This window comes from Actinophytocola xinjiangensis (assembly GCF_001921215.1).
Taxonomy (GTDB): domain Bacteria; phylum Actinomycetota; class Actinomycetes; order Mycobacteriales; family Pseudonocardiaceae; genus Actinophytocola; species Actinophytocola xinjiangensis.
Window position 1 is genome coordinate 67,112 of the sequence record NZ_MSIF01000017.1, and the last position, 23,732, is coordinate 90,843.

The following is a 23,732-nucleotide window of genomic DNA, read 5'->3' on the forward strand; positions in this document are numbered from 1 at the left end:
CGGGTCGGTAGTTCCCGGGCGGCGGCGAACACCCGGAACGGAAAAACACGGCCCCGCTTGGGGCCGTGCAGGTACGACAGGCTATCACGGATAACGGAACAGCATTGTCCGTTATGTCCGATTCTGCCGTGTGGTGGTACTAGTTCACCCTGATGGCGGCAGGTCCGTGGACAGGTAGGTCGGAACCTGGTACGAGCAGCCGAACACGTCGGCCGTGACCGGCTCGGCGACACTGCGGATGTCGGTCGTGACCCGCGTCGACTCCCGCCCGGCGGGGACCAGGACCTCCTTGCGCCCGCCCTCGCTGCCGTCGAGCACCCGCACCCGCACGATGCACACCACGTCCCGCTCCGGGGAGTCCCGGGTGACCTCGAAGGTGAGCCGCATGCCGTTGTCGGGCAGGTTGTCGAAGGTGGTGGCCTGGGTCTCGATCGGCGCACTGCCCAGGTTGACGTAGCCCACCCAGGCGATCGCCGCGCCGAACAGCAGCGCCACCGCGCCGAGCAGCCAGTACGCGCGGCGCGAGGTCCGGCGCGGCCGGGTGCCGTAGCGCTGCGCGAGCTTGTCTGTCGGCTCGGTTGTTGGCGTCGGCGCGGTCATGTTCGCGAGCCTCCAGCCGGATTGTCGGTGCCGCCGGGAACAATGAACCCAAGCGGCTTGGTTCGTACAACCAGGGTCGAGTATCCGGCAGGCCCACTGCCGGGTACGGCTGGGGTGGAGCGTCTGGGAGGACGACGAGACGATGGCGGAGAAGCTGAGGCTGATGGCGGTGCACGCGCACCCGGACGACGAGTCCAGCAAGGGCGCGGCGACCATGGCCAAGTACGTCGCGGAGGGCCACGAGGTCATGGTGGTCACCTGCACCGGGGGCGAGCGGGGGGACATCCTCAACCCCGCCATGGACCGGCCCGAGGTGGCCGAGAACATGAACGAGTTCCGGCGCAAGGAGATGGCCAGGGCCGCGGAGATCCTCGGGGTCTCGCACCGCTGGCTGGGCTTCGTCGACTCCGGGTTGCCCGAGGGTGACCCCAAGCCACCGCTGCCCGACGGCTGCTTCGCGCTGGTCCCGCTGGAGGAGTCGGTGCCCCCGCTGGTCCGGGCGATGCGTGAGTTCAAGCCGCACGTCGTGATCACCTACGACGAGAACGGCGGCTACCCGCACCCCGACCACATCCGCACCCACGAGATCTCGGTGCCCGCGTTCGACGCCGCCGGCGACCCGGAGCTCTACCCGGAGGCCGGCGAGCCGTGGACCCCGCTGAAGCTGTACTACTCGCACGGCTTCTCCCGGGCCAGGATGCAGGCCATGCACGACGCGCTGATCTCCCGGGGCATGGAGTCCCCGTACACCGAATGGCTGGAGAAGTGGGACACCACCCGGGGTGACGTCGACGGCCGCGTGACCACCAGGATCCGGTGTGGGGAATACTTCGAGAAGAGGGACGCCGCGCTGCTCGCCCACGCGACGCAGATCGACCCCAACAGCCGGTGGTTCGCCGTGCCGCTGGAAGTCCAGCGCGACGTGTGGCCGTACGAGGAGTACGAGCTGGTGCGGTCCCTCGTGGACACGACACTGCCGGAGGATGACCTGTTCTCGGGCATCAGCGAGAAGGTAAATGCATGACATTGCTGGGCATTGACCAGGTGGCCCTCGGGGTGGACGCCACGTCGACCACCACGGTGGCTCTGGTCGCCCAGCCGCCGTCGGCGCCGAACGAGGAGGATCCCGGCGGGCGCGGCGAGGACTTCGGCAAGTCCTCACCGATCGGCCTGCTGGTGATCCTGCTGTTCTTCGTGGCGGTGGCCTTCCTGGTGCGGTCGATGACCAAGCACCTCAAGCGCCTGCCCAAGTCCTTCGACCCGCCCGACGAGACGATCGACGAGTCGCTCGACGGCCAGACCCCCGCCGAGGACGGCGAGGAGAAGAAGTCGGAGAACGGCGACCCGGCTTCGCGGAAGGGCTGACAATGCCCAACCGGTTGACCGAGGCGACAAGCCCGTACCTACCTGCGCGAAGCGCACTCGCGTCTGCGTCGCTCATCGGCTAAGCTGGAGGCAATCGACCCCCTCCCAAGCCTCTCCGCGATGCTCAAATGGGAGGGGCCTTTTTCGTTCAGGGGTGTGCGGTGAAGCCGAGCCTGTCCTGGGACGAGCAGGTCGCGCTCCTGGTCAGACGTGGCCTGACTGTCCATGACGAACTCTCGTGCGCACGCTTCCTCGCGGCGGCCAACTACTATCGGTTCTCCGGTTATGCCCGCTACTTCCAGAGGGCCCCCCACCTCGGCGACGATGGCTTCCGTCCGGGAACCACGTTCGACGAGGTCCGTGCCGTCTACGACGCCGACCAGGCGCTGCGAACCGATCTCCTCCGACCACTTTCGCAGGTCGAACTCATGCTCCGCTCGCACACCGCCCGCGTCATCGCGGACGAGCACGGCGCGTACGGCCGGTACCTCGAGGAGGACTTCTACACCGACGTCGGCGACCGGGAGCCGACCGTTGAGTCGTGCCTGCGTGACATCGAACGCAGCCGGGACCGCCACATCCTCCGCTACAGGGGCGCCGGCGGCGACCGCGCGGACTTCAGTGAGCTACCGGTGTGGTCGGCCGTCGAGGCGTGGTCGTTCGGGACCCTGTCGAAGGCCATCGAGCGTGGAGGGCGGGGGACCCTGGCCTCCGCTGTCGCGGCAAGCGTCGGCGTCGCGGGGAAGGGGTTCGAGTACCGGGTGAAGGCGATCGTCTACCTCCGCAACCGCTGCGCCCACCACAGTCGCCTCTGGCATCACTCGGTCGTCGACGCCGGGCCCACGCCCAACAATGTCCGGGGCAGAGCCAAGAGGCTCGCGGGTCAGTTCAAGCCTCGGTCCGTGCTCGACGTCATCGCCTCGCTCGACGACATCGCGTCGCGCACCGGCGTCGCCGATCCGCTCCTCCCACGGCTCGTGGCACAGCATGGCCGTGGCTCCGAGTTCTGGAAGGGTCTGTCCGATCCGCAGAGCCCCCGTGACCACGTCAGTGACACGTCGTAGCGATCTACTGAAGCCCTCGTGCGCGTTCGCCGCGTCCTGCGTGTCGCAGGTCTGAGGCAGGATGGAAATCATGAACCGACTCGTCCGGTCCACCAGTCCGTACCTGCGTCAACACGCGGGTAATCCAGTGGATTGGCAGGAGTGGGGCACCGAGGCGTTCGCCGAGGCCCGTCGCCGCGACGTGCCGATCCTGCTGTCCATCGGCTACGCGGCCTGTCACTGGTGCCACGTCATGGCGCACGAGTCGTTCGAGGACGACGAGGTGGCGGCCGTGATGAACGAGCACTTCGTCAACATCAAGGTCGACCGCGAGGAACGCCCCGACGTCGACGCGGTCTACATGACCGCCACCCAGGCGATGACCGGCCACGGCGGCTGGCCGATGACCTGTTTCCTGACCCCCGACGGCGCCCCGTTCCACTGCGGCACCTACTACCCGCCGGCACCCCGGCACGGCCAGCCCTCCTTCCGTCAGCTGCTGGAGGCGGTCGACGAGGCGTGGTCGGACCGGGGGGCGGAGGTCCGCGAGGCCGGCGAGCGCGTCGTCGCCCAACTGGCCAGGCAGACCGAGGCCCTGCCGCCCTCGCCGGTGGACCCGGCGGCCCTGGACGGCGCGGCCGCCGCGATGCTGCCCGAGTACGACCGCCGCCACGGCGGTTTCGGCACCGCGCCGAAGTTCCCGCCGACGATGGTGCTGGAGTTCCTGCTGCGCCACCACGAGCGCACCGGCTCGGTCGAGGCGCTGTCCATCGCGGAGGGCACGGCCGCCGCCATGGCCGCCGGCGGCCTCAACGACCAGCTCGACGGCGGCTTCGCCCGCTACAGCGTCGACGCCGGCTGGGTGGTGCCGCACTTCGAGAAAATGCTCTACGACAACGCCCTGCTGCTGCGCTTCTACGCCCACCTGGCGGTCCGCACGCGCTCGGACCGCTACCGCGAGGTCGCCACCGCGACCGCGCGGTTCCTGCTGGGCCGCCTGCGCACCGCCGACGGCGGTTTCGCCGCGTCGCTGGACGCCGACACCGACGGCGTCGAGGGCCTCACCTACGCCTGGACCCCGGCGCAGCTGGTCGAGGTCCTCGGCGAGGACGACGGCGCCTGGGCGGCGGACCTGCTCGGGGTGACGGCCGCCGGCACGTTCGAGCACGGCACGTCGACCCTGCGCCTGCTGCGCGAACCCGAGGTCCCGGCCCGCTGGGAGCGGGTGCGGGTGGCCCTGCTGGCCGCCCGCGACACCCGCCCCCAGCCCGCGCGCGACGACAAGGTCGTGACCGCGTGGAACGGCCTGACGATCGGAGCCCTTGCACACGCCGGCACGCTGCTCGACGAGCCGTCGTGGGTGGCCGCGGCGGTCGCGGCGGCCACGCTGGTCGTCGACCGGCACCTGGTCGAGGGCCGACTGCGCCGCGCGTCCCGCGACGGCGTGGTCGGTGACGCGGCCGGCGTGCTGGAGGACTACGGCTGCCTGGCCGACGGCCTGCTCGCGCTGCACCAGGCCACCGCCGACCCCCACTGGCTGGACGTGGCGACCGGACTGCTGGACACGGCCCTGGCCCACTTCACCGACCAGGACGCCGACGGCGCCTTCCACGACACCGCCGACGACGCCGACGCGCTGGTCTGGCGCCCGTCCGACCCGGCCGACAACGCCAGCCCGTCCGGGGCGTCGGCGCTGGCCGGGGCGTTGCTGACGGCCTCGGCCCTGGTCGGCCCGGACCGCGCGGGCGACTACCGGGCGCGCGCCGAGTCGGCGGTGGCCAGGGCCGGGCTGCTGGCCGAGCGTGCCCCCCGTTTCGCCGGGCATTGGCTGTCGGTGGCCGAGGCCCTGGCCGCCGGTCCGGTCCAGGTCGCCGTCGTCGGCGCCGAGGACGACCGCCGCCGGGCCCTGGCCGAGGCCGCGCGGCGCACGGCGCCCGGCGGGGCCGTGGTCCTGGTCGGCGGCCCGGACGAGGCGCCGTTGCTGGCCGACCGTCCGCTGGTCGACGGCCTGCCGGCGGCGTACGTGTGCCACGGGTACGTGTGTGACCGCCCGGTCACCGAGGTCGCGGACCTGCTCACCGCACTCGCCTGACCCGGGCGTCCGATCCCTGCCCTGCCCTGTCCGGCCCAGGTGTCCGATCCGCTGCCCTGCCTTACCCGGGTGCCCGATCCGTTGCCCTGTCTGACCGGCTGGCCGCAGCGTGTTCACTGCCGAGCCGGCCCCGACCCTGTGGCCCCGACCCTGTGGCCCGGCCCGACCGGCTGGCCGCAGTGTCCGTTCACTCCTGAGGCTGCTCGGCGTCCTGTGGTTCCTGTTTGACCGGCTGGCCGCAGCGTCCGGTCACTCCCGAGACAGCTCGGCCCCCTGTGGACTCTGTCCGACCCAGCTGGCCGCCCGGTCCGTTCACTGCCGAGCCGGCCCCGACCCTGCGGACCCTGCCTGACCGGCTGGCCGCTGCGTTCGTTCACTCCCGAGGCGGCCCCGACCCTGTGGGCCCTGCCCGACCAGCTGACCGCCGCGTCCATTCGCTCGTCAGGCCACCCCGCCCCCTGTGGACAAACCCCGCGCGAGCCCCGGCCCTGTCGGTGTCTCTCACTACCCTTGAAACAGGGGTCCCCCTGGGGGAGTGCGGGAAGACACGGGCAGTGGTGTTTGCTTTCGCACCGGCACCGGCACCGGCACCGGCACCGGCACCGATGAGGGCGAGGGCGCCGGCGAGGGCGAGGGCGAGGCGAGGGCCGGGGTGAGGTGGGGCGAGGGCCGACCCGTTCCACCCCCAGCGAACACCACGGCGGTAATGGCGGGTCTTCTGTAAGCTCTGTATTGATGTAATCATGTAAGCCAGCCGTGCGGAGGCTGCCATGTTCGACCAGTGCGGGGTGGAATTCCAGATGGGACCAAGAGGACACCGATGGGGCGGCGGACCGGGCCGAGGCTGGGGCGGTGGCCCCAAGGGCGGCCGGGGTGGCTGGCAGAAGGCCGATCTCCCGTCGGCTGACGACGCGTCGGCCTGGTTCGCCGGCCGGCTGCCGGAGGGCTGGTTCACCGAGCCCCCGATCGTGGTCGTCGACCGCGAGGAGATCACCGTCGTGGGCCAGCTCCCGGCCCTGGAGGGCGACTTCGCCGACGACGCGGCCCGCGCGGCCGCCGAGTCCGGCCGCATCAGCCGCTACCGCGAGGAGACCCGCGACGAGCGGATCGAGATCGCCCGTCAGGCCGAGCACCGCTACGGCCGCAAGGTGGCGTGGGGCGCGCGGATCGGCGACACCGAGGAACTGTTCACGACGCTGTCGGTCCCGGTCATGACCCGTCTGCGCCAGGAGGAGCGGCTGATCCTGGACACCCTGGTCGACGCCGGGGTGGCCCGTTCCCGCTCCGAGGCGCTGGCCTGGGCGGTGCGCCTGGTCGGCGAGCACGCCGACGAGTGGCTGACCGAACTGCGCAACGCCATGACCAAGGTCGACGACCTGCGGGCCAAGGGCCCCGAACTCTGACCCCTGGTCTCACGCGCCGGCGGCCGCCTCCCCCGGGGGCGGTCGCCGCTGTTGGTACTGGCTGACGATGGCGTCCAGCGCGGCGCCGAACAGTTCGCGGCCCTCCGTCGGGAGCGGTTCGACGAGTTTGCTCAGCTGGTCGCCGATCTCCGCGTGAAAGGCCGTCGCGGCGGCCCGGCCGGCGTCGGTGAGTGTGACCTGGACCGCGCGTCGGTTGCCGGGGACCGGTGAGCGGCGCGCGAGGCCGCGGCGCTCGGCCCGGTCCATGAGCCCGGTGAGCGCGGCCCGCTCGACGTTGAACGCCTGGGCGAGTTCTGCCATGCCGCGAGGTCCGTCGAGCAGGACGCACAGGAGTCTGGCCTGGACGGCGGTGAGGTCGTGGCGGACGGACGTGCGCGCGTAGATCTCCTGTACCAGCATCGTGAGCTGGACAAGCCCTGCGGCGATGTCCGCCTGGCCGCACTGGTGCTGTCGTTCGTCCACGTCGTAACAGTACATGGCGCGTACTGTTAACGACGTGTACTGTACGCGTCGTTAACAACGAGGGGTGGGAGATGTCGTTCACCGAGGAAGAGATCGGCTACCTCAAGTCCCAGCCACTGGCCCGCCTGGCCACCGTGGGGTCCGACGACCAGCCGGACGTGTCCCCGGTCGGCTTCGAGTTCGACGGAACGTACCTGTACGTGGGCGGGCTCGACGTCACCAGGACCAGGAAGTACCGCAACGTCGCGGCCGGGAAGACCAAGGTCGCCCTGGTTGTCGACGATCTGGCGTCGGTGAATCCGTGGACCCCGCGCTACCTGCGGATCTACGGGAACGCCGAGCTGGTCGAACGTCAGGGACAGTTCGGCGCCGGGGCCTACCTGCGCATCGAGCCCACCGTGTCGTGGAGCTTCAACCTGGCCGGCGACCCCTTCGGCCACGACCGGGAGATCACGGTCGGGCGCACCGTCCATCGAACGCCCTCAAGAGAGAGAGTCACATGACCTTCAACGTCCCGTCCGGTACCCGCGGAGCCCGCCAACCCAAGGCGAGCGCCTTCCTGCGCCTGATGAACAACGCGGCCATGAAGCGGGTCCGCCGCAAGGGCGGTCGGGTCATGGGCATGAACGCCCTGGTCCTGCACACCGTCGGCGCCAGGAGCGGGGCCGAGCGCGCCACCCCGCTCGCGTGGTTCCCCGGCGAGGACGGCTCCCGGCTGATCGCCGCCTCCGCCGCCGGCGCGCAGGCCAACCCGGCCTGGTACCACAACCTCGCCGCCAACCCGGACAAGGTCCACATCGAGATCGACGGCGGCAAGGTTCCCGTCGACGTCGAGCAGCTTCACGGCGCCGAGCGCGAAGCCGCCTGGAAGACGATCGTCACCGCGACGGCCAGGTTCGCGCAGTACCAGGAGAAGACCGACCGCGAGATCCCCGTCATCCGCCTGACTCCGCGCGCGGAGTGAAGGCCTGGGCCCGCTCAGGAGTCGCGGGACCTGGCCGACCTGTCGAGAGCATCGAGGTCGATACCGAAGCGGGCGGCCGCGTCGCCAAGGCTGACGCGATCGCCGGTGTCGGTGGCCGTACGCCTGATCGCCATGGTGAGGAGAGCGGCGTCCTGGAGCCGCTCAAGCCTGTCGTTCTGGTTCAGGATGAACTCCCGCGTCGGCCGAACCGGTCGGCCCTGACGGCGGTGAGGAACGGCTCCGGGTCGGCGAGGGCGATGCGGTGGTCGTTCGCCGCGCCGAACGCCGTCTTGGAGTCGCGCACCTCGGCCCACCCGGACCGCCGCGCGATCTCCACGCAACTCTGGTTCGGCTGGCTGACGGTGGCCTTGCGGAAGTCGGACTCGGTGAACGTCGGTCGGATGCTGCGCATCGCGGCGGGCTCCCTCGGGGACTCGGGCACTACTGGAAATCGCGGGCTACCTGACGCATGAACGCCCGGGACTCCTCGAAGCCCAGCGCCGCGGTGGACATGCGCGTCCACGCCTGCTCGCGCTTGGCCAGGGCCTTCTTGTCGTCGAGATAGCGTATCTCCGTGTCGTCCTCGGTGTAAGCCAGTTCGAGCGGCCCGGCGGCGCCGGGCGACGGGATCTGCAACAGGATGAACCGGGTGCCGATCGGCGATCGACGGCCTGGCGGCGCGTTGAACGGCATCACCTGGATCATGATGTTCGGCCGGTTGGACAGTTTGATCAGATAGTCGAGCTGTTCCCGCATCACGGCTTCGCCGCCCCAGACGCGACGTAGGCAGGACTCGGACAGCACGAAGTGCACGGTCGGCGGGTCCGTCTTGTCGTAGATCTGTTGGCGCCCCAGGCGGGCCTTGATGCGGTCGTCCATGGTCACGCCGTCCTCGTCCGGCAGGTCGGCGTGCAGCGCCCGGACGTAGGACTCGCACTGCGCCAGCCCCGGGACCACCTCGACGTCGACGGCGAGCTGCGGTTCACCCTGGGCGGCTCCACCCAGGACTGGCAGTACATCGCGTTCGAACGCCCGGCGCTGGAACGGTTCGTCCGGCTCGCGCACGAGGTGCTGGCCCTGCGCGAGCCCGCCGACAGGAAAGCGGACCGCCCGACGGCCGTGGCCTGACGCGTTCGCCGGCTCCTTACCGTGGGAGGAGCCAGCGCGCCCGGTGGGGCGACGCGTCGACCCTCGCTACCGTGGCGAGCCAGGTTGCCGGACAAGGGGAGAGCTGATGGCGCCGGTCCTTGGCCTGGTCGGGTCGTCCGCCGGAGGCGTTGAGCAGATCCTGCCCCGGCTGATCGAGCCCCTGCTGGAGCGTGGCTGGCGCGTCGCCGTCACCCTCACTCCCACCGCGGCGACCTGGCTGGACGCCAGCGGCGAGATCTCGAGGATCGAGCAGCGCACGGGGTATCCCGTGCGCTGGCAGCCGAGACTGCCCGGCGAGACCAGTCCGCACCCGCCGCTCGACTGCCACGCGGTCGTCCCCGCCACGGCCAACACGGTCGCCAAGCTCGCCCTCGGCATAGCGGACAACCAGGCGCTGACCCAGGTGTGCGAGGCGATCGGCCTCGGTGCGGCACCGGTCGTCGTCTTCCCCCGGGTCAACGCGGCGCACGTGCGCCACCCGTCGTGGGGCGGGCACGTCGCCGCCCTCCAGTTGGCCGGCGTCCACCTGGTGACCGGTGACGACGTCTGGTCGCTGCACGAGCCGCGTTCGGCCCCGGGCCGTGAGCTCCCCTGGGTCACGATCGTCGAGACGATCGTCGCCGCTGTTCGCGGCTAGGCGTGCCGGCACCGACGATCGCCTCGCGGGGCGGTTCACCTGCCCGGTGTCAGTGCTTCGTGGCCAGGTGGATCAGTCCCGCCTCGGTGGGGCGGAAGCCGCAGGCGTCGAGGTAGAAGCGTCGCACCTCCGGCTCGAAGTCGACGTGCAGCCACTCACAGCCCGCCGCACGTGCCCGCGCCGCCGCCAGGTGGACGACCGCCGTCGCGATACCGCGACGCTGGTACGAGCCCCGGGTCTTCGTGTCGATCAGGAAGGCGTGGTCCGCACCGTCCCACGCCACGTTCACAAAGCCGACCAGGACTCCTTCGCCGTCGCGGGCAGCCACCCAGCCGAGGCTGTGCCGCCTGACCCGGTTCCACCACCCGGGCACGGCGTCGCCGCCATGCGACCGGACGAGGTCAACCATCTCGTCGTCGGTGATGGGATCCCGCCAGGTGTAGGAGATCGCGTCGCTCACCCTGCTACCCAGCCGAGGCTAGGCGTACATGACCAGCCAGATCGCGATGTAGTGGGAGATGGCGGCCAGGACCGTGGCGGCGTGGAAGAACTCGTGGTGGCCGAAGACGTGGGCCCAGTGGTCGGGCCAGCGGGTGGCGTAGAAGACGGCGCCCAGCGTGTAGAACAGGCCGCCGACCAGGATCAGGATGAAGGCGGCCATGCCGGCGTTGGCCAGCAGTTCCGGCAGGACGAACACGGCCACCCAGCCGAGCGCGATGTACACGGGCGTGCCAAGCCAGCGGGGGGCGTGCGGCCACAGCAGTTTGAGGCCCACGCCGAACGCGGCGCCGGACCAGACGATGGTCAGGACGATGTAGCCGGTGGGCTGGGGCATCGCCAGCAGGGAGAACGGGGTGTAGGTGCCGGCGATGAAGATGAAGATCATCGAGTGGTCGAGGCGTTTCATCCACGCCCGCACGCGCAGGCTCTCCCACCACCGCCGGTGGTAGAGGGCGCTCACCCCGAACAGGCCGAGGACCGTCGCCCCGTAGATGGACGTGGCGAGCGCCGCGGTGCCGGACACGGTCGCGGCGGCCAGGGAGATCAGGGCCGCGCCGGTGGCCACGGAGACCAGGAACGACCAGTAGTGGATCACCCCGCGCAGGCGCGGCTTGGCGGGCCGGGGCGGGGTCAGGGTCGCGGCTTGCACAACAGGGAGGTTACGGGACCGTAGGTTGGCCACGGCGTGACGCAGCTCACGACCAGCCGACGACCTCGCGGTGCTCGACCGCCAGGCACCGGTCCATGACCACGTCCAACCCGCCCTCGGCGGCGATCTCGGCCGCCTCGGTGTTGATCACGCCGAGTTGGAGCCACAGGGCGGCGGCGCCCAGCTCCACCGCCTCCCTGGCGATCTCGGGGGTGTGCGACGGGCGGCGGAAGACGTCGACGACGTCCACCGGGCCGGGCAGCGCCGACAGGGACGGGTAGGCCGGCAGGCCCTGCCAGGTCGTCAGCGCCGGGTTCACCGGGAGGATCCGCAGGCCACTGCGGTGCAGGTAGGTCGCCACCCCGAAGCTCGGGCGGGCCGGATCGGCCGACAGACCCACGACGGCCACGGTCCGTGCCTCGCGCACCACACGCTCGATGACGGTCAGCTCCTGCCAGCGCATGAGCCCAGTCTGCCCCGACTGGCGTACTCTGCGGGGACGTGAGTCCTCACTGGCGGAGTATCCGCAGGAAAGCCTCCCGCATCGTCTACGGCGTCTACGACCGCCGGCTGCTTCAGCAGGCCGCCGGGCGGCACCCCAAGCATGTCGGGGTCGTTCTCGACGGCAACCGGCGATGGGCGAGAGAGGCGGGGTTCACCGACGTCGCCGACGGGCACCGGGCCGGGGGGCGACGCATCGCCGAGCTGCTCAGCTGGTGTCGTGAGGCCGACGTGCAGTTGGTCACCCTCTGGCTGCTGTCCACCGACAACGTCACCCGCCCGCCGGAGGAGCTGGGGCCGCTGCTGGAGGTCATCGGCGGCGTGGTCGACGAGCTGGCCGCCGACGGCAACCCGTGGAAGCTGCGGATCATCGGCGCCCTCGACGTGCTGCCCCGCGAGACCGCCGATCGCCTGTCGGCCGCCGCGCAGCGCACCGCCGGGCGCACCGGCATGGAGGTCAACATCGCCGTCGGGTACGGCGGGCGGCGCGAGATCGCCGACGCGGTGCGCAAGCTGCTCCAGCAGCACGCCGAGAAGGGCCGCACGATCGAGGAGCTGGTCGAGGTCCTCGACGTCGACCACATCGCCGAGCACCTCTACACCTCCGGGCAGCCCGACCCCGACCTGGTCATCCGAACATCCGGTGAACAGCGGCTGTCGGGTTTCCTGCTGTGGCAGTCGGCGCATTCGGAGTTCTGGTTCTGCGAGGCCTACTGGCCCGACTTCCGGCGCACCGACTTCCTGCGGGCGCTACGCGACTACGCCATCCGCCACCGTCGGTTCGGCTCCTGAGGATCCTGACCAACCGGTCGAAACCGGCTCGTCGCGCGCAAAATCACCCGCGTTGTCACCGCCACGGAGGGCCCGCCACGGGTAGCGTCCGAAGTGACGGGTCGTGCCCACGCGACTCGTCCCGGGAGGCCCAGGTCGTGATGGTGACGATCACGGGGGCCGGCACCCGGCCCTCGTGGGCGACGCGGACGGCGTCCGGGAGGACGCCGCACTGATCGCCCAGCCTGGGAGGTGCCTGGCCCTACGAGCAGCGGACGTGGTGCCGCGTTCGCGTTGGAGTCGCCGTGACTGCTTCGCGTCCCTCTTCCAGCTCGGGTGATCTGCGCCGTACCTACGTCCTCGACACGTCCGTACTGCTGTCCGACCCGTGGGCGGTGACCAGGTTCGCCGAGCACGCCGTCGTGCTACCGCTGGTGGTGATCGGCGAGCTGGAGGGCAAGCGGCACCACCCCGAGCTCGGCTGGTTCGCCAGAGAGGCTCTCCGCCTGCTCGACGACCTGCGAGAACGCAACGGTCGGCTCGACCGGCCGATCGCGATCGGACAGGCCGGCGGCACGCTGCACGTGGAGCTCAACCACTCCGACCAGAACGTCCTGCCCGCGGGGTTTCGCACCGACTCCAACGACGCGCGGATCCTGGCCTGCGCGCTGAACATGGCCGCGCACACCCCCGGCGTCACGCTGATCACCAAGGACATCCCGCTGCGGGTGAAGGCGGCGGCCGTCGGCCTGGACGCCGACGAGTACCGCGCCCAGGAGGTCACCCCGTCGGGGTGGACCGGGATGGCCGACCTGGAGGTGCCGGCCGAGGCGCTGGACGCCCTCTACCGCGACGGCGAGCTGGACCTGACGGGCTACGGCGTCGAGGCCGGTGACCTGCCGTGCAACACCGGGCTGCGGCTGATCGCCGCGTCGGCCAGCGCGCTGGGGCGCATCACCAGGGACAAGACGGTGGCGTTGGTGCGCGGCGACCGGGAGGCGTTCGGCCTGCACGGGCGCTCGGCCGAACAGCGGGTGGCGCTCGACCTGCTGCTCGACCAGGAGGTGGGCATCGTCTCGCTCGGCGGGCGGGCCGGCACCGGCAAGTCGGCGCTGGCGCTGTGCGCGGGGCTGGAGGCGGTGATGGAACGCAACCTGCACCGCAAGGTCGTGGTGTTCCGGCCGGTGTACGCGGTGGGCGGGCAGGAGATCGGCTACCTGCCCGGCTCGGAGTCGGAGAAGATGCAGCCGTGGGCGCAGGCGGTGTTCGACACGCTCGGCGCATTGGTCAGCAAGCCGGTGATCGAGGAGGTGCTGGGCAGGGGCATGCTGGAGGTGCTGCCGCTGACCCACATCCGGGGCCGGTCGCTGCACGACTCGTTCGTCATCGTCGACGAGGCGCAGTCGTTGGAGCGCAACGTGTTGCTCACGGTCCTGTCGCGACTGGGCACCGGGTCGCGGGTGGTGCTCACCCACGACGTCGCCCAGCGGGACAACCTGCGCGTCGGTCGGCACGACGGGATCGCGGCGGTGATCGAGAAGCTCAAGGGGCACCCGCTGTTCGCGCACATCACGCTGACCCGCTCGGAACGGTCACCGATCGCGGCGTTGGTGACCGAGATGCTCGAGGAGCACGTCACCTGAGACCGGGGTAGGGGTAGCCCCCGGGCCAACTCGGGAGTTTCCCGGATGGTTCGGGGGCCGCCCGCACGAGAGTGTTGGTGTCGTGACCAACCTCGTGCTGACCAGGCCCCGCGTCGCGACCGACGCCGCGCCGCCCCGACCGACGACCGTCGCCGTCCGGCTCGGGCTGGCCGGCATCGTCTGCTCGCTGCTGTTCATGGTGAACCTGACCGTGACGGCGTGGCAGTCGATGAGCGTGCTGGACACGACCATGTCCGACTACGTCTTCGTGCCCGAGGTGGGGTGGATGTTCGGCGCGGCGGTGCTGTGCATCAGCGTCGCCGGGCTGGGCGCGATGCTCGGCCTGGCCGCGATTCGCCTGCTGGGCAACGGGATGCTGCGTCTGGCGTTGGGGTTGGCGGTGGCCGGGGCGGTGCTGGCGGCGGTGTTCCCGACGGATCTGGGGGAGTCGCTGTCGGTGTCGGCGCAGATCCACCGGTACGCGGCGGGCGTGGTGTTCTTCTGCGTGCCGATCGCGGCGGTGCTGGTGGCCCGGCAGCTGCGCGACGTGAGGTACCTGGCGGGCTACCGCAGGGCGTTGTACGGCAGCGTCGTGCTCACCTCGGTGGTGCTGGCGCTGTTCATGACCAGCCACTTCGGGGTGATGCCGGAGGTGCTCCAGGAGCTGAACGGGTTGTTCCAGCGGGTGCTCTACGTGCTGGAGCTGGTCCTGCTGGCACAGTTGGTGCTGCTGCCGCTGCGGTTCCGGGCGCCGCGCTCAGTCCTCGTCGGGTAGGTCCCAGATGCCCGCGTTGCCCTGGTAGGCGTTTCCGCTGCTGATGTCGCCCACGACGAGACCGGACTGGAGCGGGGTGTACCCGTACCCGGTGGTCACCGTGTCCGCGACGGTGAGGGCCGGGCGGAAGCACGGGTGGATGTGGAACTCGGTCTCGTGCGGCTGGATCGGCAGGGCAGCGTTGGTGATGTAGGTGATGTCCCCGCCGCGCCGCACCCCGAGGAACCCGACGCGGAACAGCACGTCGAGCAGGCCGGTGGGGTTCAACATGGCGCTGTAGCGGGGGAACTGGGCGTGCAGCGACTCGCCGAACTCGTCGAGGTGGCGGGCGGTGGTCGCCGGGGTGACGACGGTGGCGCCGTTCTGGAACATGGCGAGCACACGTTCCAGGAACGGCAGCGTCGAGCCGTACTCCCTGGCCAGGTCGTTGGTCTTCCACCGGGAGAACTCGACGGCCGCGTTGACGACGTCCTGGTCGGTGATGCGGTCGTGGCCGGCCCACCGGGCCTGGTCGCGGCACTGGTTGAGGAACTGGATGGTGTCGCGGGGGCGGGCGAGCATCCGGGAGAACAGGTAGTCGACGACCGGTTCGCCGTCCACGGACGGCGGGAACACCGTGCCCCACAGGAACTCCCGGGTCACGTGCTGGCCCAGCGAGGCGGCGGCCCTGGTGACGGCGAGGTCGACGAGCTGCTCGCGGGACCAGTCGAGGCGGATCTCGTCGCTGCGGAACTTGTCGGCCTCGCTGTAGGACAGCGAGTCGTAGATGTCCGAGCGCAGGAACACCACGCAGCGCGCCGCCCGGTGATAGGTGGTGGCGACGTGCTTGGCGGCCACCAGCAGGCCGGTGATCAGCGCCTTGCTGTCCGGCTCGGTCGACCAGATGTGTTCGAGCTTGTCGACCAGCAGCAGCACCGGCCGGTGCGTGCCGGCGCAGTCGAGGTGGGCCAGCGCCGCGCCGACACCGCGTTCGATGATCGCCAGTTGGGCCGAGGCGCGGATGCCCTCGGAGGCGGCGTTGAGGTCGGCGGTCAGCGACAGGCCGAACGCCTCCAGCCGCAGGCTGCCGCGCAGGCCGGTGGCGGCGGTGGCGATCCGGCTGGGCAGCCGCGCGTCGGCGAGTTCGCCGTTGGCGCGCAGGAACTGGCGCACCCGCCTGACCGACTTCGGTTCACGGTGGCCGTGCGACCGCCGGGTGTGGTGGTCGACGAGGTGGCGGGCGATGTGGATGGCGAACACGTACCGCCAGATCAGCGACTTGGCGGCGGCACCGGTCAGGTCGGCCAGTTCGAACCCGCGCAGCGGCGCGCTGGCCGTGTCGTCCGGGGTGATCAGCAGGTGCTCGCCCTGCGACACCTCCGGCATCGCCAGCCGCATACAGATCGCGCTCTTGCCGGAGCCCTTGCGGCCCACGATGAGGCTCTTGCGGCCCCACAGCGCCTCCTCGTAGGCGCTGGTGGTGACGAAACCGGTGCGCAGCAGCCCGTCGACCGCGTCGTTCTCCGCGTCGTCGCGGCCGAAGTAGAGCCCGCTCACCAGATCGAGCCGGTCACTCATGGGCACACCCCCAGGTAGCCACCCCGGATTGTCCCACAGAAGCGCTACCAGCCGCGGGGAAGTGGCGCCCCTTCGGCGAAACCGGACGCCGACTGGGTGCCGACGACCGCGCGGGCGTGGAAGTCCTCCAGGGTCGTCGCGCCGGCGTAGGTGCAGGCCGAACGCACCCCGGAGCAGATCGCGTCGAGCAGGTCCTCGACGCTGGGCGCGGCCGGGTCCAGCCGCATCCGCGAGGTGGAGATGCCCTCCTCGAACAGGGCCTTGCGGGCCCGGTCGAACGCGCCGTCGCCGCGCGTGCGGGCGCTGACCGCCCTCTTGGACGCCATCCCGAACGACTCCTTGTAGGGGTGGCCGTGCTCGTCGCGTTGCAGGTCGCCGGGCGACTCGTAGGTGCCGGCGAACCACGAGCCGACCATGACGCTCGACGCGCCGGCCGCCAGCGCCAGCGCCACGTCCCTCGGATGCCGCACCCCGCCGTCCGCCCAGATGCGTTTGCCCAGGTCGCGGGCGGCCTCGGCGCAGTCGAGGACGGCGGAGAACTGGGGGCGGCCGACGCCGGTCATCATCCGGGTGGTGCACATCGCGCCCGGCCCGACACCGACCTTCACCACGTCGGCGCCGGCCTCGACCAGGTCGTGCACGCCCTCGGCGGTGACCACGTTGCCGGCCACCACCGGCACACCGGGGTCGGTGCCGCGCACCGCCTTGAGCGCGGTCAGCATCTTGTCCTGGTGCCCGTGGGCGGTGTCCACGACCAGCGTGTCGACCTCGGCGGCGACCAGCGCCTCGGCCTTGGCGGCCACGTCACCGTTGACGCCCAGCGCGGCGGCGATCCGCAGCCGCCCCAGCGCGTCCAGCGCCGGCCGGTACAGCTCGGCGCGCAGCGCCCCGACGCCGGTGAGCACCCCGGCCAGGCGTCCGCCCGCGTCCACACCGACGGCGATGCCGGCGGTGCGCCCGTGCAGCCGCTCGAACACCTCACGCGGCGGCGTGCCGACCGGCAGGGTCACGATGTCGGGGTCGGAGACCTCCCCGAGCCGGGTGAACCGGTCGACGTCCAGGCAGGCGGCCTCGTCGACCACCCCGACCGGGGTGCCCTGCTCGTCGACCACGACGACCGCGCCGTGGGCGCGTTTGGGCAGCAGGTTCAGCGCGTCGGCCACGGCGTCGCCGGGGGTGAGCACCAGCGGCGTGTCCCACACGGGATGCCGGGACTTCACCCAGCGCACGATGTCCCCGACGACCGACGGGTCGACGTCCTGGGGCAGCACCACCAGCCCGCCGCGCCGCGCGAGGGTCTCGGCCATCCGCCGCCCGGCGACGGCGGTCATGTTGGCCGCCACCACGGGGATCGTCGCGCCGGTGCCGTCCGAGGTGGACAGGTCGACGTCGAAGCGGGACGCCACCGCCGAGCGACCCGGCACGAGGAAGACGTCGTCGTAGGTCAGGTCGTAGCCGGGGGTCCGGTCGTTGAGGAAACGCACACCTGCGGAGCCTAGCCGCGTCCGGCCGCCTCGGCCCCCGGCAGCAGCGCCCGGACCGCGTCGATCGTGTCCGCGTCGGCCGGCTGTTTGTCCGGCCGGTACCGCACGACCCGGGCGAAACGCAGCGCCACCCCGCCCGGGTAGCGGGTGCTGACCTGCACGCCGTCGAGCGCGATCTCCACGACCAGACGCGGTCGCAGGTGAACGGCCCAGTCGTCGCGGTGGGTCTCGTGGGTGGGGAACTCGGTGGTCTGCCAGGCGAGCAGCTCGTCGGTGAGGCCCTTGAACGTCTTGCCGACCATGACCGGCGGCCCACCGTCGGGGTCGCGGGCGCCCAGGTGCAGGTTGGACAGGTAGCCGGTGCGCCGCCCGTGCCCCCACTCGGCGGCCAGCACCACCAGGTCGAGCGTGTGCACCGGTTTGATCTTGCGCCACGCCTTGCCGCGCCGCCCCGCCTGGTAGGCGGAGTCGAGATCCTTGACCACGACACCTTCGTGGCCGCGCTCCAACGCGTCGGCCAGGACCTGTTCGGCCTGCTCCCCGGTCGGCGCCAGCACACCGGGGATGACCAGCGCGTCGCCGACGGCCCGGTGCAGCGCCGCGTTGCGTTCGCGCAGCGGGGCGTCGACCAGGTCGGTGCCGTCGAGGTGCACGCAGTCGAAGAAGTAGGGGTGCAGCGGCAACTCCCGCTCGACGGTGGCCCCGAAGCGGCTCATGGTCTCCTGGAACGGGCGGGGCCGGCCGCCGTCGTCGAGGGCGAGGGTTTCGCCGTCGAGCACCGCGGTGCGGCAGTCCAACGCGCGCACCAGGTCGACCAGTTCGGGCACGGCGCCGGTGATCTCACGCAGGGTTCTGGTGTAGACGTGGACGTCGTCGCCGTCCTTGTGGACCTGGATGCGCGCACCGTCGAGCTTGTACTCGACGACGCACTCGCCCATGGCCAGCGCCTCGGCCAGGGACTCCCCAGGCGAGGCGAGCATCGGCCGGATCGGCCGCCCCAGCGTCAACCCGAACCCGGCCAGCGCGGCGGCGCCGCCGGTGAGCGCGGCGGTCGCGGTGTCGGCGAGCCGGCCGGAGAGCATGAACGCCCGCCGCACCTCCTGCTTGCCGACGGTGTCGTCCCCGGCGGCGGCGATCGCGTCCAGCATGACGCCTTCGAGGGCGCCCTGGCGCAACTCGCCGGTGAGCAGCCGCAGCAGGAACCGCTGCTCGTCGGCGGTGGCCGCGCCGAACAGCCCTTCCAGCAGGGTGGTGCGCCGCGCCGCGGACCCTTTCCCGCTGGTCACCGCCACCTCACCGAGCGTCGTGTCCACCGCGGCGACGGTCAGCGTCGGCTCCTGCGCCGGTGGCACCGACAACCCGACCAGCGTGCGCCACCCGGCCCCGATCCGCCCCTGGGCGGGCGCCCCCGCGAGGTAGGACACGACGGTCCCGACCTGGTCCCCGGCCCGCCGCAACAGCCCGGCGATCGCCTCGACCTTCGCCAACCGCGACCGCGTCGCGGCCACCGAGGCGGAGGTCGTCACGACATCGCACAGCAGCACGCCCCCATGATGCCCCGCGACACCGACACTCGCGTTCCCGCAGGTCAGGTCAGCCAGCGACGGTCATCGGGGCCGGGTAGCCGGCCGGCGGCCACGGTTTCGTGCAGGGCGTTCGCCAGCCGGGGAAGGGCGGCGCGGGTCTTCGGCCACCGGCGGGCAGCGACGAACAGGATGCCGGCGTGGCGGGTGTAGCGGGCCAGCAGCGCGAAGTCCCGCACGTTCTCGGTCACCAGGCACCGCCCGGCGGCCCGCGCCGCATCAAGGACGGTGGCGTCGTCCCGGCCGACCAACTCGACCATCGCCAGCACGGCGGTGACGTCGTGTCCCTTGTCACGCAGGGTGTCGGCCAGGGTGTGCGGGAACATCTCGTCCAGCAGGAGTGAAGCAGTCACCGAACCCGGGTCCCTCGCAGCAGATCCTGCTCGGCCAGCCACTGCTGTTCGGTGTGCGCCGCCAGCTCGCGGTTCGCGGTGATCCACTCGTCGATCTCGGTGGAGTACGCGGCGTAGTAGCGCACCGCGACACGAATCTGGGTGCGTGCCAAGCCGCTCATCTCCGCGGTCTCGGCAAGGAGGGCGTCCTCGTCGAGTTCTGGTGCTGACTCTCGGACGGTCAGCAGGGTGTCGATGACCTGCCACACGTCCGGTCCGCCGACCAGCCCGGCCCGCCTGCCTGCTGGGCCCGGCCGGAACATGATGCCCGGATGTTCCTCGGCGCGGAGAGCCTCATCGACGAAGACGCTGGTCATCGATGACATGGACGTTCCGGGGTGATCCCGGACGTAGCGGTCAAGACGGCGCAGCAGGTCATCATCGAACCGTATGGACCTAGGGGTCATGAGTTGTACTGTACACCTCAGTAGTTGTGTGTCGTGGATGTAGTCACTTGTAGTTCGTTGACCTTGCCCAAGGGGGAGGCGCCACGGTGGAGTCGTTCAGGGACGAGGAGGTCGGATGCTCACCATCGGGGCGTTCGCCCGGGCGTCGCGGCTGTCGGCGAAGGCGTTGCGGCTCTACGACGAGTTGGGGTTGCTGCGGCCGGCGCGGGTCGACCCGGTCAGCGGGTACCGGTTCTACGAGCCGGCGCAGCTGGAGCGGGCCCGGCTGGTCGCGTGGCTGCGTCAGCTCGGGATGCCGCTGGCCCGCATCCGCACGGTCTGTGACCTGCCGGGGCCGGCGGCGGCGCGGGCCGTCGCCGAGTACTGGCGCGGTGTCGAGGCCGACACCGAGGCCCGGCGTGACCTCGCCGGCTTCCTCGTCCGCCAGCTGTCCGGGAGGGACGACATCATGCCAACCCAGCCACCGACCCAGCCACTGACCATCTCCTACGCCGCGCGCACCGACCGTGGGCTGGTCCGCGCCGCCAACCAGGACCGCGCGTTCGCCGGCGACCGGCTGCTCGCGGTCGCCGACGGGTACGGGCAGCGGGGCGAGGCCGCCAGCGCGGTCGCGATCGACGCCCTGCGACGGATCGACTCGGCCGTGCCGGCCGGGGACCTGCTCAACGTCATGGCCGAGGCCGGCCGGCAGGCGCGCACGGCCGTCGCCGAGCGGGTGGCGGGCGAGGACGGGGGGACGACGCTGACCGCGCTGCTGTGGTCGGGGTCGAAACTCGGTCTCGTGCACATCGGCGACTCCCGCGCCTACCTGCTGCGCGACGGGGAACTGTTCCAGATCACCCACGACCACACGGTCGTCCAGTCCCTGCTGGACGAGGGAAAACTGACCGCCGACGAGGTCGCCACCCACCCGCAACGTTCGATCCTGCTCCGCGCGCTGACCCGCGACGGCGAACCCGAGCCGGACGTGCGCCTGCACGAGGTCCGCGCCGGCGACCGCTACCTGCTGTGCTCCGACGGCCTGCACACCGTGCTCGACGAGGACGCCCTGCTCACCACGCTCGCCGGGGTCGCCGCACCGCACGAGGCCGTGGAGCGGCTGGTCGAGCGGGCCAACGAGGCCGGCGGGCCGGACAACATCAGCTGTGTGGTCGCCGACATCACCGCCCGCCCGGCCGGGTGATCCGCGCGATCTCGGCGACGGCGGCGCGCAGCCGATCGGGGGTGGTGGCCGCGTAGCCCAGCACCAGGCCCGGGTAGGGCGGGTGCGTGGCGTAGGTCGACAGCGCGGGCGCGTTGACGCCCCGGCCGGCCAGCAGGGCACTGGTCGCGGCGTCGTCGGTGCCGGCCGGCAGCCGCAGCACGACGTGCAGCCCGGCGGCCACGCCGACCGGTTCCCAGTCGGGGAGCCGGTCGGCGATCGCGCCGAGCAGCGCGTCGCGGCGGGTGCGGTAGAGGGCGCGGGTGCGACGCAGGTGGCGGTCGTAGCCGCCGGAGCGCAGCAGGGTGGCGAACGCGGCCTGCGGGAGCGGGGAGCAGCCAAGGTCGGTGACTTCCTTGCGCCGCACCGTCGTCGCCCGCAGTGCGGGTGGGAGCACCAGCCAGCCCAGGCGCAGCGCCGGGGCCAGGGTCTTGCTGACGCTGCCGAGGTAGGCGACCCGTGACGGCTCCATCGCCTGGACCGCGCGCAGGGCCGGGCGGTCGTAGCGGTGCTCGGCGTCGTAGTCGTCCTCGATGATCAGGCCGTCGTGGTCGCGGGCCCACGCCAGCAACGCGTGCCGGCGCGCCGGACGCAGCGCCACCCCGAGCGGGAACTGGTGCGCGGCGGTCACCACGACAGCACGGCACCCGTTGCGGCGCAACGCGTCCACGTCGATCCCGTGCTCGTCGACAGTGGTCGGGACGGGGGTGGAACCGTTGGCGCGCAACATCTCCACCTGCCCGGGATGCCCCGGCTCCTCGACCGCGATCCGCCCGCCGACGACCGAGGCCAGCAGCGAGAGCCCTTCGGCGGCGCCGTGGGTGATCACCACGTCCCCGGCGGTGGCGGTGACCGCGCGGACCCGGCCGAGGTAGCCGGCCAGCTCCGCGCGCAGCTCCGGCCACCCGGACGGGTCCGGGTAGCCCAGGGCCTCGTCCGGCAGGTCGGCCAGCGCCGAGCGGGTGGCGGCGGCCCACTCGGCCCGGGGAAACGCGCCCAGCGCCGGCAGTCCGGGTCGCAGGTCGAACCGCCACTGCCGTGCCGGCCGCGCCGGCTCGGCCGGTGGCGTGGCGCGCCCGATCCCCTCGGCGACCCTGGTCCCCGACCCGTGCCGGCTGGTCAGGTAGCCCTCGGCGACGAGCTGGCCGTACGCCGAGGTCACCGTGCCGCGCGAGACCCCGAGCTGGGCGGCGAGGTCACGGCTGGAGGGCAGCCGCAGGCCGGCCGCGAGCTGCCCGTCGCGGATCGCCCCGCGTAGCGCGGACTCGACCGCGCGACCGCGCGCCCCGACGGCCGGGAGCAGCAACTCCCGCAAAGTGGTCCAGTTCTCCGTCATCGAAGTGGAGCTTACCTCTGGACCACTGAGCGGTGAGCATGACGACATGCGCACAGTCCACCCCCCGACCGCCGCCGCCCTGGCCGCCCTCGCCGCGATCTTCGTCGGCGCGTCCGTCCCGGTCACCGGTCTGCTCGACGGCTATCCCGTGCTCTCCGCCCAGGCGGCCCGCTACGCCATCGGCGCCGCACTGCTGTTCGTGTGGTTACGCGGCCGGGTCCCCCTGCCCACCCGCCGCGACCTCGGCGGCCTGGCCGTGATGGTCGGCGCCGGCATGCTGGGCTTCAACGCGGCGATCCTGCTGGCCCAGCGCTACGCCACGCCCGGTTTCGTCGCCGCCATGCTCGGCGCGTCCCCCCTGGTACTGGCGGTCGCCGCGCCGCTGCTGCGCGGCCGACGCCCCTCCCGCCCCGCCCTGACCGGCGGTGGCCTGGTCGCCGTCGGCGTGGTGACCCTCTCCGGCGGCGGCTCGTGGCACGGCCCCGGGCTGGTCCTGAGCATCGTCGTCGTCCTCTGCGAGGTGGCGTTCACCCTGGGCGGAGTGGGGGTGGTCGCCAGGCTGGGGGCCGTCGGCGCGTCGTTCTGGTCCTGCGTCGGCGCCGCCGCCGGCGGAGCGGTGCTTTCGACCGTGCTGTCCGGCACTGCCGCCTGGCCGGCCCCGACCACCACCGAGACGGTCGCCGTACTGGTCCTGGGATCGGTGGTGACCGCGCTCGCGTTCGGCTGCTGGTACACCGGCGTCGCGGTCCTCGGCGCCGACCGGGTCGGGGTCCTGATCGGCCTGATGCCGGTCGCCGGCCTGGCCGCGTCGGTCCTGCTCGACCGCCAGGACCTGACACCGGTGTCGGTCATCGGCGTCCTCATCGTCACCGCCGGCTGCGTCCTCGGCCTACGCGGCGAACGCACCCCACCGCCCCACCACTCGCGGCCGACGTTGTCCACAGCCACCGCTGGACAGCTGTGCAGCGCCACTCATGTCGATTAGCCTGGAATTCGGGGGGCCCCCGCGAGCCCAGGGTGTGAGTGGCCTGGTTGGAGTGTGTTCCCGGCCTCTGGCCACCCGGACCCGCTCGGAGTGCGTATCGCGCGACCATTCGCGGCAGAGGTTGTCCACAGCCGCCGCTGGACGTCTGTGCAGCGCCGCTCTTGTCGAATAGTCTGGAAATCGGGGGGCCCCCGGCGGGCCGGGGTGTTCA

27 protein-coding genes are annotated in these 23,732 nt (G+C 71.8%); 14 read left to right on the forward strand and 13 right to left on the reverse strand.

Annotation, left to right across the window (positions count from 1 at the left end; translation table 11 throughout):
* Positions 1 to 144 precede the first annotated feature (144 nt).
* Entirely contained in the window at positions 145 to 600 is a 456-nt protein-coding gene (locus tag BLA60_RS28455; protein WP_075136088.1) for a DUF4307 domain-containing protein, read from the reverse strand.
* A gap of 142 nt (positions 601 to 742) precedes the next feature.
* Here BLA60_RS28455 and mca point away from each other — a divergent pair, with 142 nt between their 5' ends.
* The 5 genes from mca to BLA60_RS28480 all read left to right on the forward strand — a co-directional run bounded on the left by mca (position 743) and on the right by BLA60_RS28480 (position 6,503).
* Positions 743 to 1,624 (forward strand): mycothiol conjugate amidase Mca, encoded by an 882-nt coding sequence (mca, locus tag BLA60_RS28460; protein WP_075136089.1) that lies wholly within the window; start codon positions 743 to 745, stop codon positions 1,622 to 1,624.
* Complete coding sequence (locus BLA60_RS28465; RefSeq protein ID WP_075136090.1) at positions 1,621 to 1,965, forward strand: hypothetical protein; 345 nt, start codon at positions 1,621 to 1,623, stop codon at positions 1,963 to 1,965. The genes mca and BLA60_RS28465 overlap by 4 nt, the downstream gene beginning before the upstream one ends.
* A gap of 161 nt (positions 1,966 to 2,126) precedes the next feature.
* Positions 2,127 to 3,029: an Abi family protein gene (locus tag BLA60_RS28470; protein ID WP_075136091.1), complete on the forward strand. Its 903-nt coding sequence runs from the start codon at positions 2,127 to 2,129 to the stop codon at positions 3,027 to 3,029.
* A 70-nt stretch (positions 3,030 to 3,099) separates the two neighbouring features.
* Positions 3,100 to 5,100 carry a thioredoxin domain-containing protein gene (locus BLA60_RS28475; protein ID WP_075136092.1) on the forward strand — a complete coding sequence of 667 codons (2,001 nt, stop codon included), beginning with the start codon at positions 3,100 to 3,102 and terminating at the stop codon, positions 5,098 to 5,100.
* 800 nt (positions 5,101 to 5,900) lie between these two features.
* Positions 5,901 to 6,503, forward strand: a complete 603-nt coding sequence (locus BLA60_RS28480; protein WP_075136213.1) for a hypothetical protein — start codon at positions 5,901 to 5,903, stop codon at positions 6,501 to 6,503.
* A gap of 9 nt (positions 6,504 to 6,512) precedes the next feature.
* On the opposite strand, the gene BLA60_RS28485 is transcribed toward BLA60_RS28480, so the two are convergent.
* On the reverse strand, positions 6,513 to 6,986 hold the full coding sequence (locus BLA60_RS28485) for a MarR family winged helix-turn-helix transcriptional regulator (RefSeq protein WP_162293022.1): 474 nt from the start codon (positions 6,984 to 6,986) through the stop codon (positions 6,513 to 6,515).
* A gap of 71 nt (positions 6,987 to 7,057) precedes the next feature.
* Here BLA60_RS28485 and BLA60_RS28490 point away from each other — a divergent pair, with 71 nt between their 5' ends.
* A complete protein-coding gene (locus BLA60_RS28490) occupies positions 7,058 to 7,489 on the forward strand; it encodes a PPOX class F420-dependent oxidoreductase (protein WP_075136094.1) in 432 nt (143 codons plus the stop codon).
* A complete protein-coding gene (locus BLA60_RS28495) occupies positions 7,486 to 7,950 on the forward strand; it encodes a nitroreductase/quinone reductase family protein (RefSeq protein ID WP_075136095.1) in 465 nt (154 codons plus the stop codon). Before BLA60_RS28490 ends, BLA60_RS28495 begins: the two co-directional genes overlap by 4 nt.
* Positions 7,951 to 8,131: 181 nt before the next feature.
* On the opposite strand, the gene BLA60_RS28500 is transcribed toward BLA60_RS28495, so the two are convergent.
* Complete coding sequence (locus BLA60_RS28500; protein ID WP_084735349.1) at positions 8,132 to 8,362, reverse strand: DUF397 domain-containing protein; 231 nt, start codon at positions 8,360 to 8,362, stop codon at positions 8,132 to 8,134.
* A 29-nt stretch (positions 8,363 to 8,391) separates the two neighbouring features.
* Positions 8,392 to 8,907, reverse strand: coding sequence for a DUF5753 domain-containing protein (locus tag BLA60_RS28505; protein ID WP_245812197.1), 516 nt, complete (start codon positions 8,905 to 8,907; stop codon positions 8,392 to 8,394).
* On the opposite strand from BLA60_RS28505, the gene BLA60_RS28510 reads away from it, so the two are divergent.
* Together BLA60_RS28510 and BLA60_RS28515 are read left to right on the forward strand one after the other, a co-directional pair.
* Positions 8,860 to 9,078 (forward strand): hypothetical protein, encoded by a 219-nt coding sequence (locus BLA60_RS28510; RefSeq protein WP_075136098.1) that lies wholly within the window; start codon positions 8,860 to 8,862, stop codon positions 9,076 to 9,078. The genes BLA60_RS28505 and BLA60_RS28510 overlap by 48 nt on opposite strands.
* A 106-nt stretch (positions 9,079 to 9,184) precedes the next feature.
* Positions 9,185 to 9,736, forward strand: coding sequence for a flavoprotein (locus BLA60_RS28515; protein WP_075136099.1), 552 nt, complete (start codon positions 9,185 to 9,187; stop codon positions 9,734 to 9,736).
* A 49-nt stretch (positions 9,737 to 9,785) separates the two neighbouring features.
* On the opposite strand, the gene BLA60_RS28520 is transcribed toward BLA60_RS28515, so the two are convergent.
* Genes BLA60_RS28520 through BLA60_RS28530 form a run of 3 tightly spaced genes read right to left on the reverse strand, consistent with a single transcriptional unit; the run spans position 9,786 to position 11,349 of the window.
* Complete coding sequence (locus BLA60_RS28520; protein ID WP_075136100.1) at positions 9,786 to 10,196, reverse strand: GNAT family N-acetyltransferase; 411 nt, start codon at positions 10,194 to 10,196, stop codon at positions 9,786 to 9,788.
* 18 nt (positions 10,197 to 10,214) lie between these two features.
* Positions 10,215 to 10,886: a PAQR family membrane homeostasis protein TrhA gene (gene trhA, locus BLA60_RS28525; RefSeq protein WP_075136101.1), complete on the reverse strand. Its 672-nt coding sequence runs from the start codon at positions 10,884 to 10,886 to the stop codon at positions 10,215 to 10,217.
* Positions 10,887 to 10,932: 46 nt separating this feature from the next.
* A complete protein-coding gene (locus tag BLA60_RS28530) occupies positions 10,933 to 11,349 on the reverse strand; it encodes a CoA-binding protein (RefSeq protein ID WP_075136102.1) in 417 nt (138 codons plus the stop codon).
* A gap of 38 nt (positions 11,350 to 11,387) precedes the next feature.
* Between BLA60_RS28530 and BLA60_RS28535 the strand changes: the two genes are divergently transcribed.
* The 3 genes from BLA60_RS28535 (at position 11,388) to BLA60_RS28545 (ending at position 14,576) form a co-directional block, all read left to right on the forward strand.
* On the forward strand, positions 11,388 to 12,179 hold the full coding sequence (locus tag BLA60_RS28535; RefSeq protein WP_075136103.1) for an isoprenyl transferase: 792 nt from the start codon (positions 11,388 to 11,390) through the stop codon (positions 12,177 to 12,179).
* Between the two features lie 284 nt (positions 12,180 to 12,463).
* Positions 12,464 to 13,801: an RNA 5'-3' helicase PhoH2 gene (gene phoH2, locus BLA60_RS28540; RefSeq protein WP_075136104.1), complete on the forward strand. Its 1,338-nt coding sequence runs from the start codon at positions 12,464 to 12,466 to the stop codon at positions 13,799 to 13,801.
* Between the two features lie 82 nt (positions 13,802 to 13,883).
* Positions 13,884 to 14,576 (forward strand): DUF998 domain-containing protein, encoded by a 693-nt coding sequence (locus BLA60_RS28545; RefSeq protein WP_075136105.1) that lies wholly within the window; start codon positions 13,884 to 13,886, stop codon positions 14,574 to 14,576.
* Here BLA60_RS28545 and BLA60_RS28550 read toward each other — a convergent pair.
* The 5 genes from BLA60_RS28550 to BLA60_RS28570 are packed head-to-tail and all read right to left on the reverse strand — an operon-like array spanning position 14,559 to position 19,909.
* The gene (locus BLA60_RS28550; RefSeq protein WP_075136106.1) at positions 14,559 to 16,133 is read right to left on the reverse strand and encodes a P-loop ATPase, Sll1717 family; all 1,575 of its coding nucleotides are present in this window, start codon (positions 16,131 to 16,133) and stop codon (positions 14,559 to 14,561) included. The genes BLA60_RS28545 and BLA60_RS28550 overlap by 18 nt on opposite strands.
* A gap of 44 nt (positions 16,134 to 16,177) precedes the next feature.
* Positions 16,178 to 17,617: a GuaB1 family IMP dehydrogenase-related protein gene (locus BLA60_RS28555; RefSeq protein WP_075136107.1), complete on the reverse strand. Its 1,440-nt coding sequence runs from the start codon at positions 17,615 to 17,617 to the stop codon at positions 16,178 to 16,180.
* Between the two features lie 11 nt (positions 17,618 to 17,628).
* Complete coding sequence (locus BLA60_RS28560; RefSeq protein ID WP_075136108.1) at positions 17,629 to 19,161, reverse strand: ATP-dependent DNA ligase; 1,533 nt, start codon at positions 19,159 to 19,161, stop codon at positions 17,629 to 17,631.
* A 44-nt stretch (positions 19,162 to 19,205) separates the two neighbouring features.
* On the reverse strand, positions 19,206 to 19,553 hold the full coding sequence (locus tag BLA60_RS28565) for a DUF5615 family PIN-like protein (protein WP_075136109.1): 348 nt from the start codon (positions 19,551 to 19,553) through the stop codon (positions 19,206 to 19,208).
* Positions 19,550 to 19,909, reverse strand: a complete 360-nt coding sequence (locus BLA60_RS28570) for a hypothetical protein (protein WP_211288873.1) — start codon at positions 19,907 to 19,909, stop codon at positions 19,550 to 19,552. The genes BLA60_RS28565 and BLA60_RS28570 overlap by 4 nt, the downstream gene beginning before the upstream one ends.
* Before the next feature lie 205 nt (positions 19,910 to 20,114).
* Here BLA60_RS28570 and BLA60_RS28575 point away from each other — a divergent pair, with 205 nt between their 5' ends.
* Entirely contained in the window at positions 20,115 to 21,182 is a 1,068-nt protein-coding gene (locus tag BLA60_RS28575) for a MerR family transcriptional regulator (RefSeq protein WP_075136111.1), read from the forward strand.
* On the opposite strand, the gene pdxR is transcribed toward BLA60_RS28575, so the two are convergent.
* On the reverse strand, positions 21,160 to 22,536 hold the full coding sequence (gene pdxR / locus BLA60_RS28580) for a MocR-like pyridoxine biosynthesis transcription factor PdxR (protein WP_075136112.1): 1,377 nt from the start codon (positions 22,534 to 22,536) through the stop codon (positions 21,160 to 21,162). The genes BLA60_RS28575 and pdxR overlap by 23 nt on opposite strands.
* Positions 22,537 to 22,582: 46 nt before the next feature.
* Here pdxR and BLA60_RS28585 point away from each other — a divergent pair, with 46 nt between their 5' ends.
* Positions 22,583 to 23,521, forward strand: a complete 939-nt coding sequence (locus BLA60_RS28585; RefSeq protein ID WP_075136113.1) for a DMT family transporter — start codon at positions 22,583 to 22,585, stop codon at positions 23,519 to 23,521.
* Positions 23,522 to 23,732 lie beyond the last annotated feature (211 nt).

Coding starts and splice junctions, on each gene's coding strand:
- BLA60_RS28465 (WP_075136090.1), top strand. CDS start 1,621: ATGACATTGCTGGGCATTGACCAGGTGGCCCTCGGGGTGGACGCCACG.
- BLA60_RS28530 (WP_075136102.1), bottom strand. CDS start 11,349: ATGCGCTGGCAGGAGCTGACCGTCATCGAGCGTGTGGTGCGCGAGGCA.
- mca (WP_075136089.1), top strand. CDS start 743: ATGGCGGAGAAGCTGAGGCTGATGGCGGTGCACGCGCACCCGGACGAC.
- pdxR (WP_075136112.1), bottom strand. CDS start 22,536: ATGACGGAGAACTGGACCACTTTGCGGGAGTTGCTGCTCCCGGCCGTC.
- BLA60_RS28515 (WP_075136099.1), top strand. CDS start 9,185: ATGGCGCCGGTCCTTGGCCTGGTCGGGTCGTCCGCCGGAGGCGTTGAG.
- BLA60_RS28500 (WP_084735349.1), bottom strand. CDS start 8,362: ATGCGCAGCATCCGACCGACGTTCACCGAGTCCGACTTCCGCAAGGCC.
- BLA60_RS28585 (WP_075136113.1), top strand. CDS start 22,583: ATGCGCACAGTCCACCCCCCGACCGCCGCCGCCCTGGCCGCCCTCGCC.
- BLA60_RS28480 (WP_075136213.1), top strand. CDS start 5,901: ATGGGACCAAGAGGACACCGATGGGGCGGCGGACCGGGCCGAGGCTGG.
- BLA60_RS28455 (WP_075136088.1), bottom strand. CDS start 600: ATGACCGCGCCGACGCCAACAACCGAGCCGACAGACAAGCTCGCGCAG.
- BLA60_RS28570 (WP_211288873.1), bottom strand. CDS start 19,909: ATGACCAGCGTCTTCGTCGATGAGGCTCTCCGCGCCGAGGAACATCCG.
- BLA60_RS28495 (WP_075136095.1), top strand. CDS start 7,486: ATGACCTTCAACGTCCCGTCCGGTACCCGCGGAGCCCGCCAACCCAAG.
- BLA60_RS28575 (WP_075136111.1), top strand. CDS start 20,115: ATGCTCACCATCGGGGCGTTCGCCCGGGCGTCGCGGCTGTCGGCGAAG.
- BLA60_RS28490 (WP_075136094.1), top strand. CDS start 7,058: ATGTCGTTCACCGAGGAAGAGATCGGCTACCTCAAGTCCCAGCCACTG.
- BLA60_RS28475 (WP_075136092.1), top strand. CDS start 3,100: ATGAACCGACTCGTCCGGTCCACCAGTCCGTACCTGCGTCAACACGCG.
- BLA60_RS28550 (WP_075136106.1), bottom strand. CDS start 16,133: ATGAGTGACCGGCTCGATCTGGTGAGCGGGCTCTACTTCGGCCGCGAC.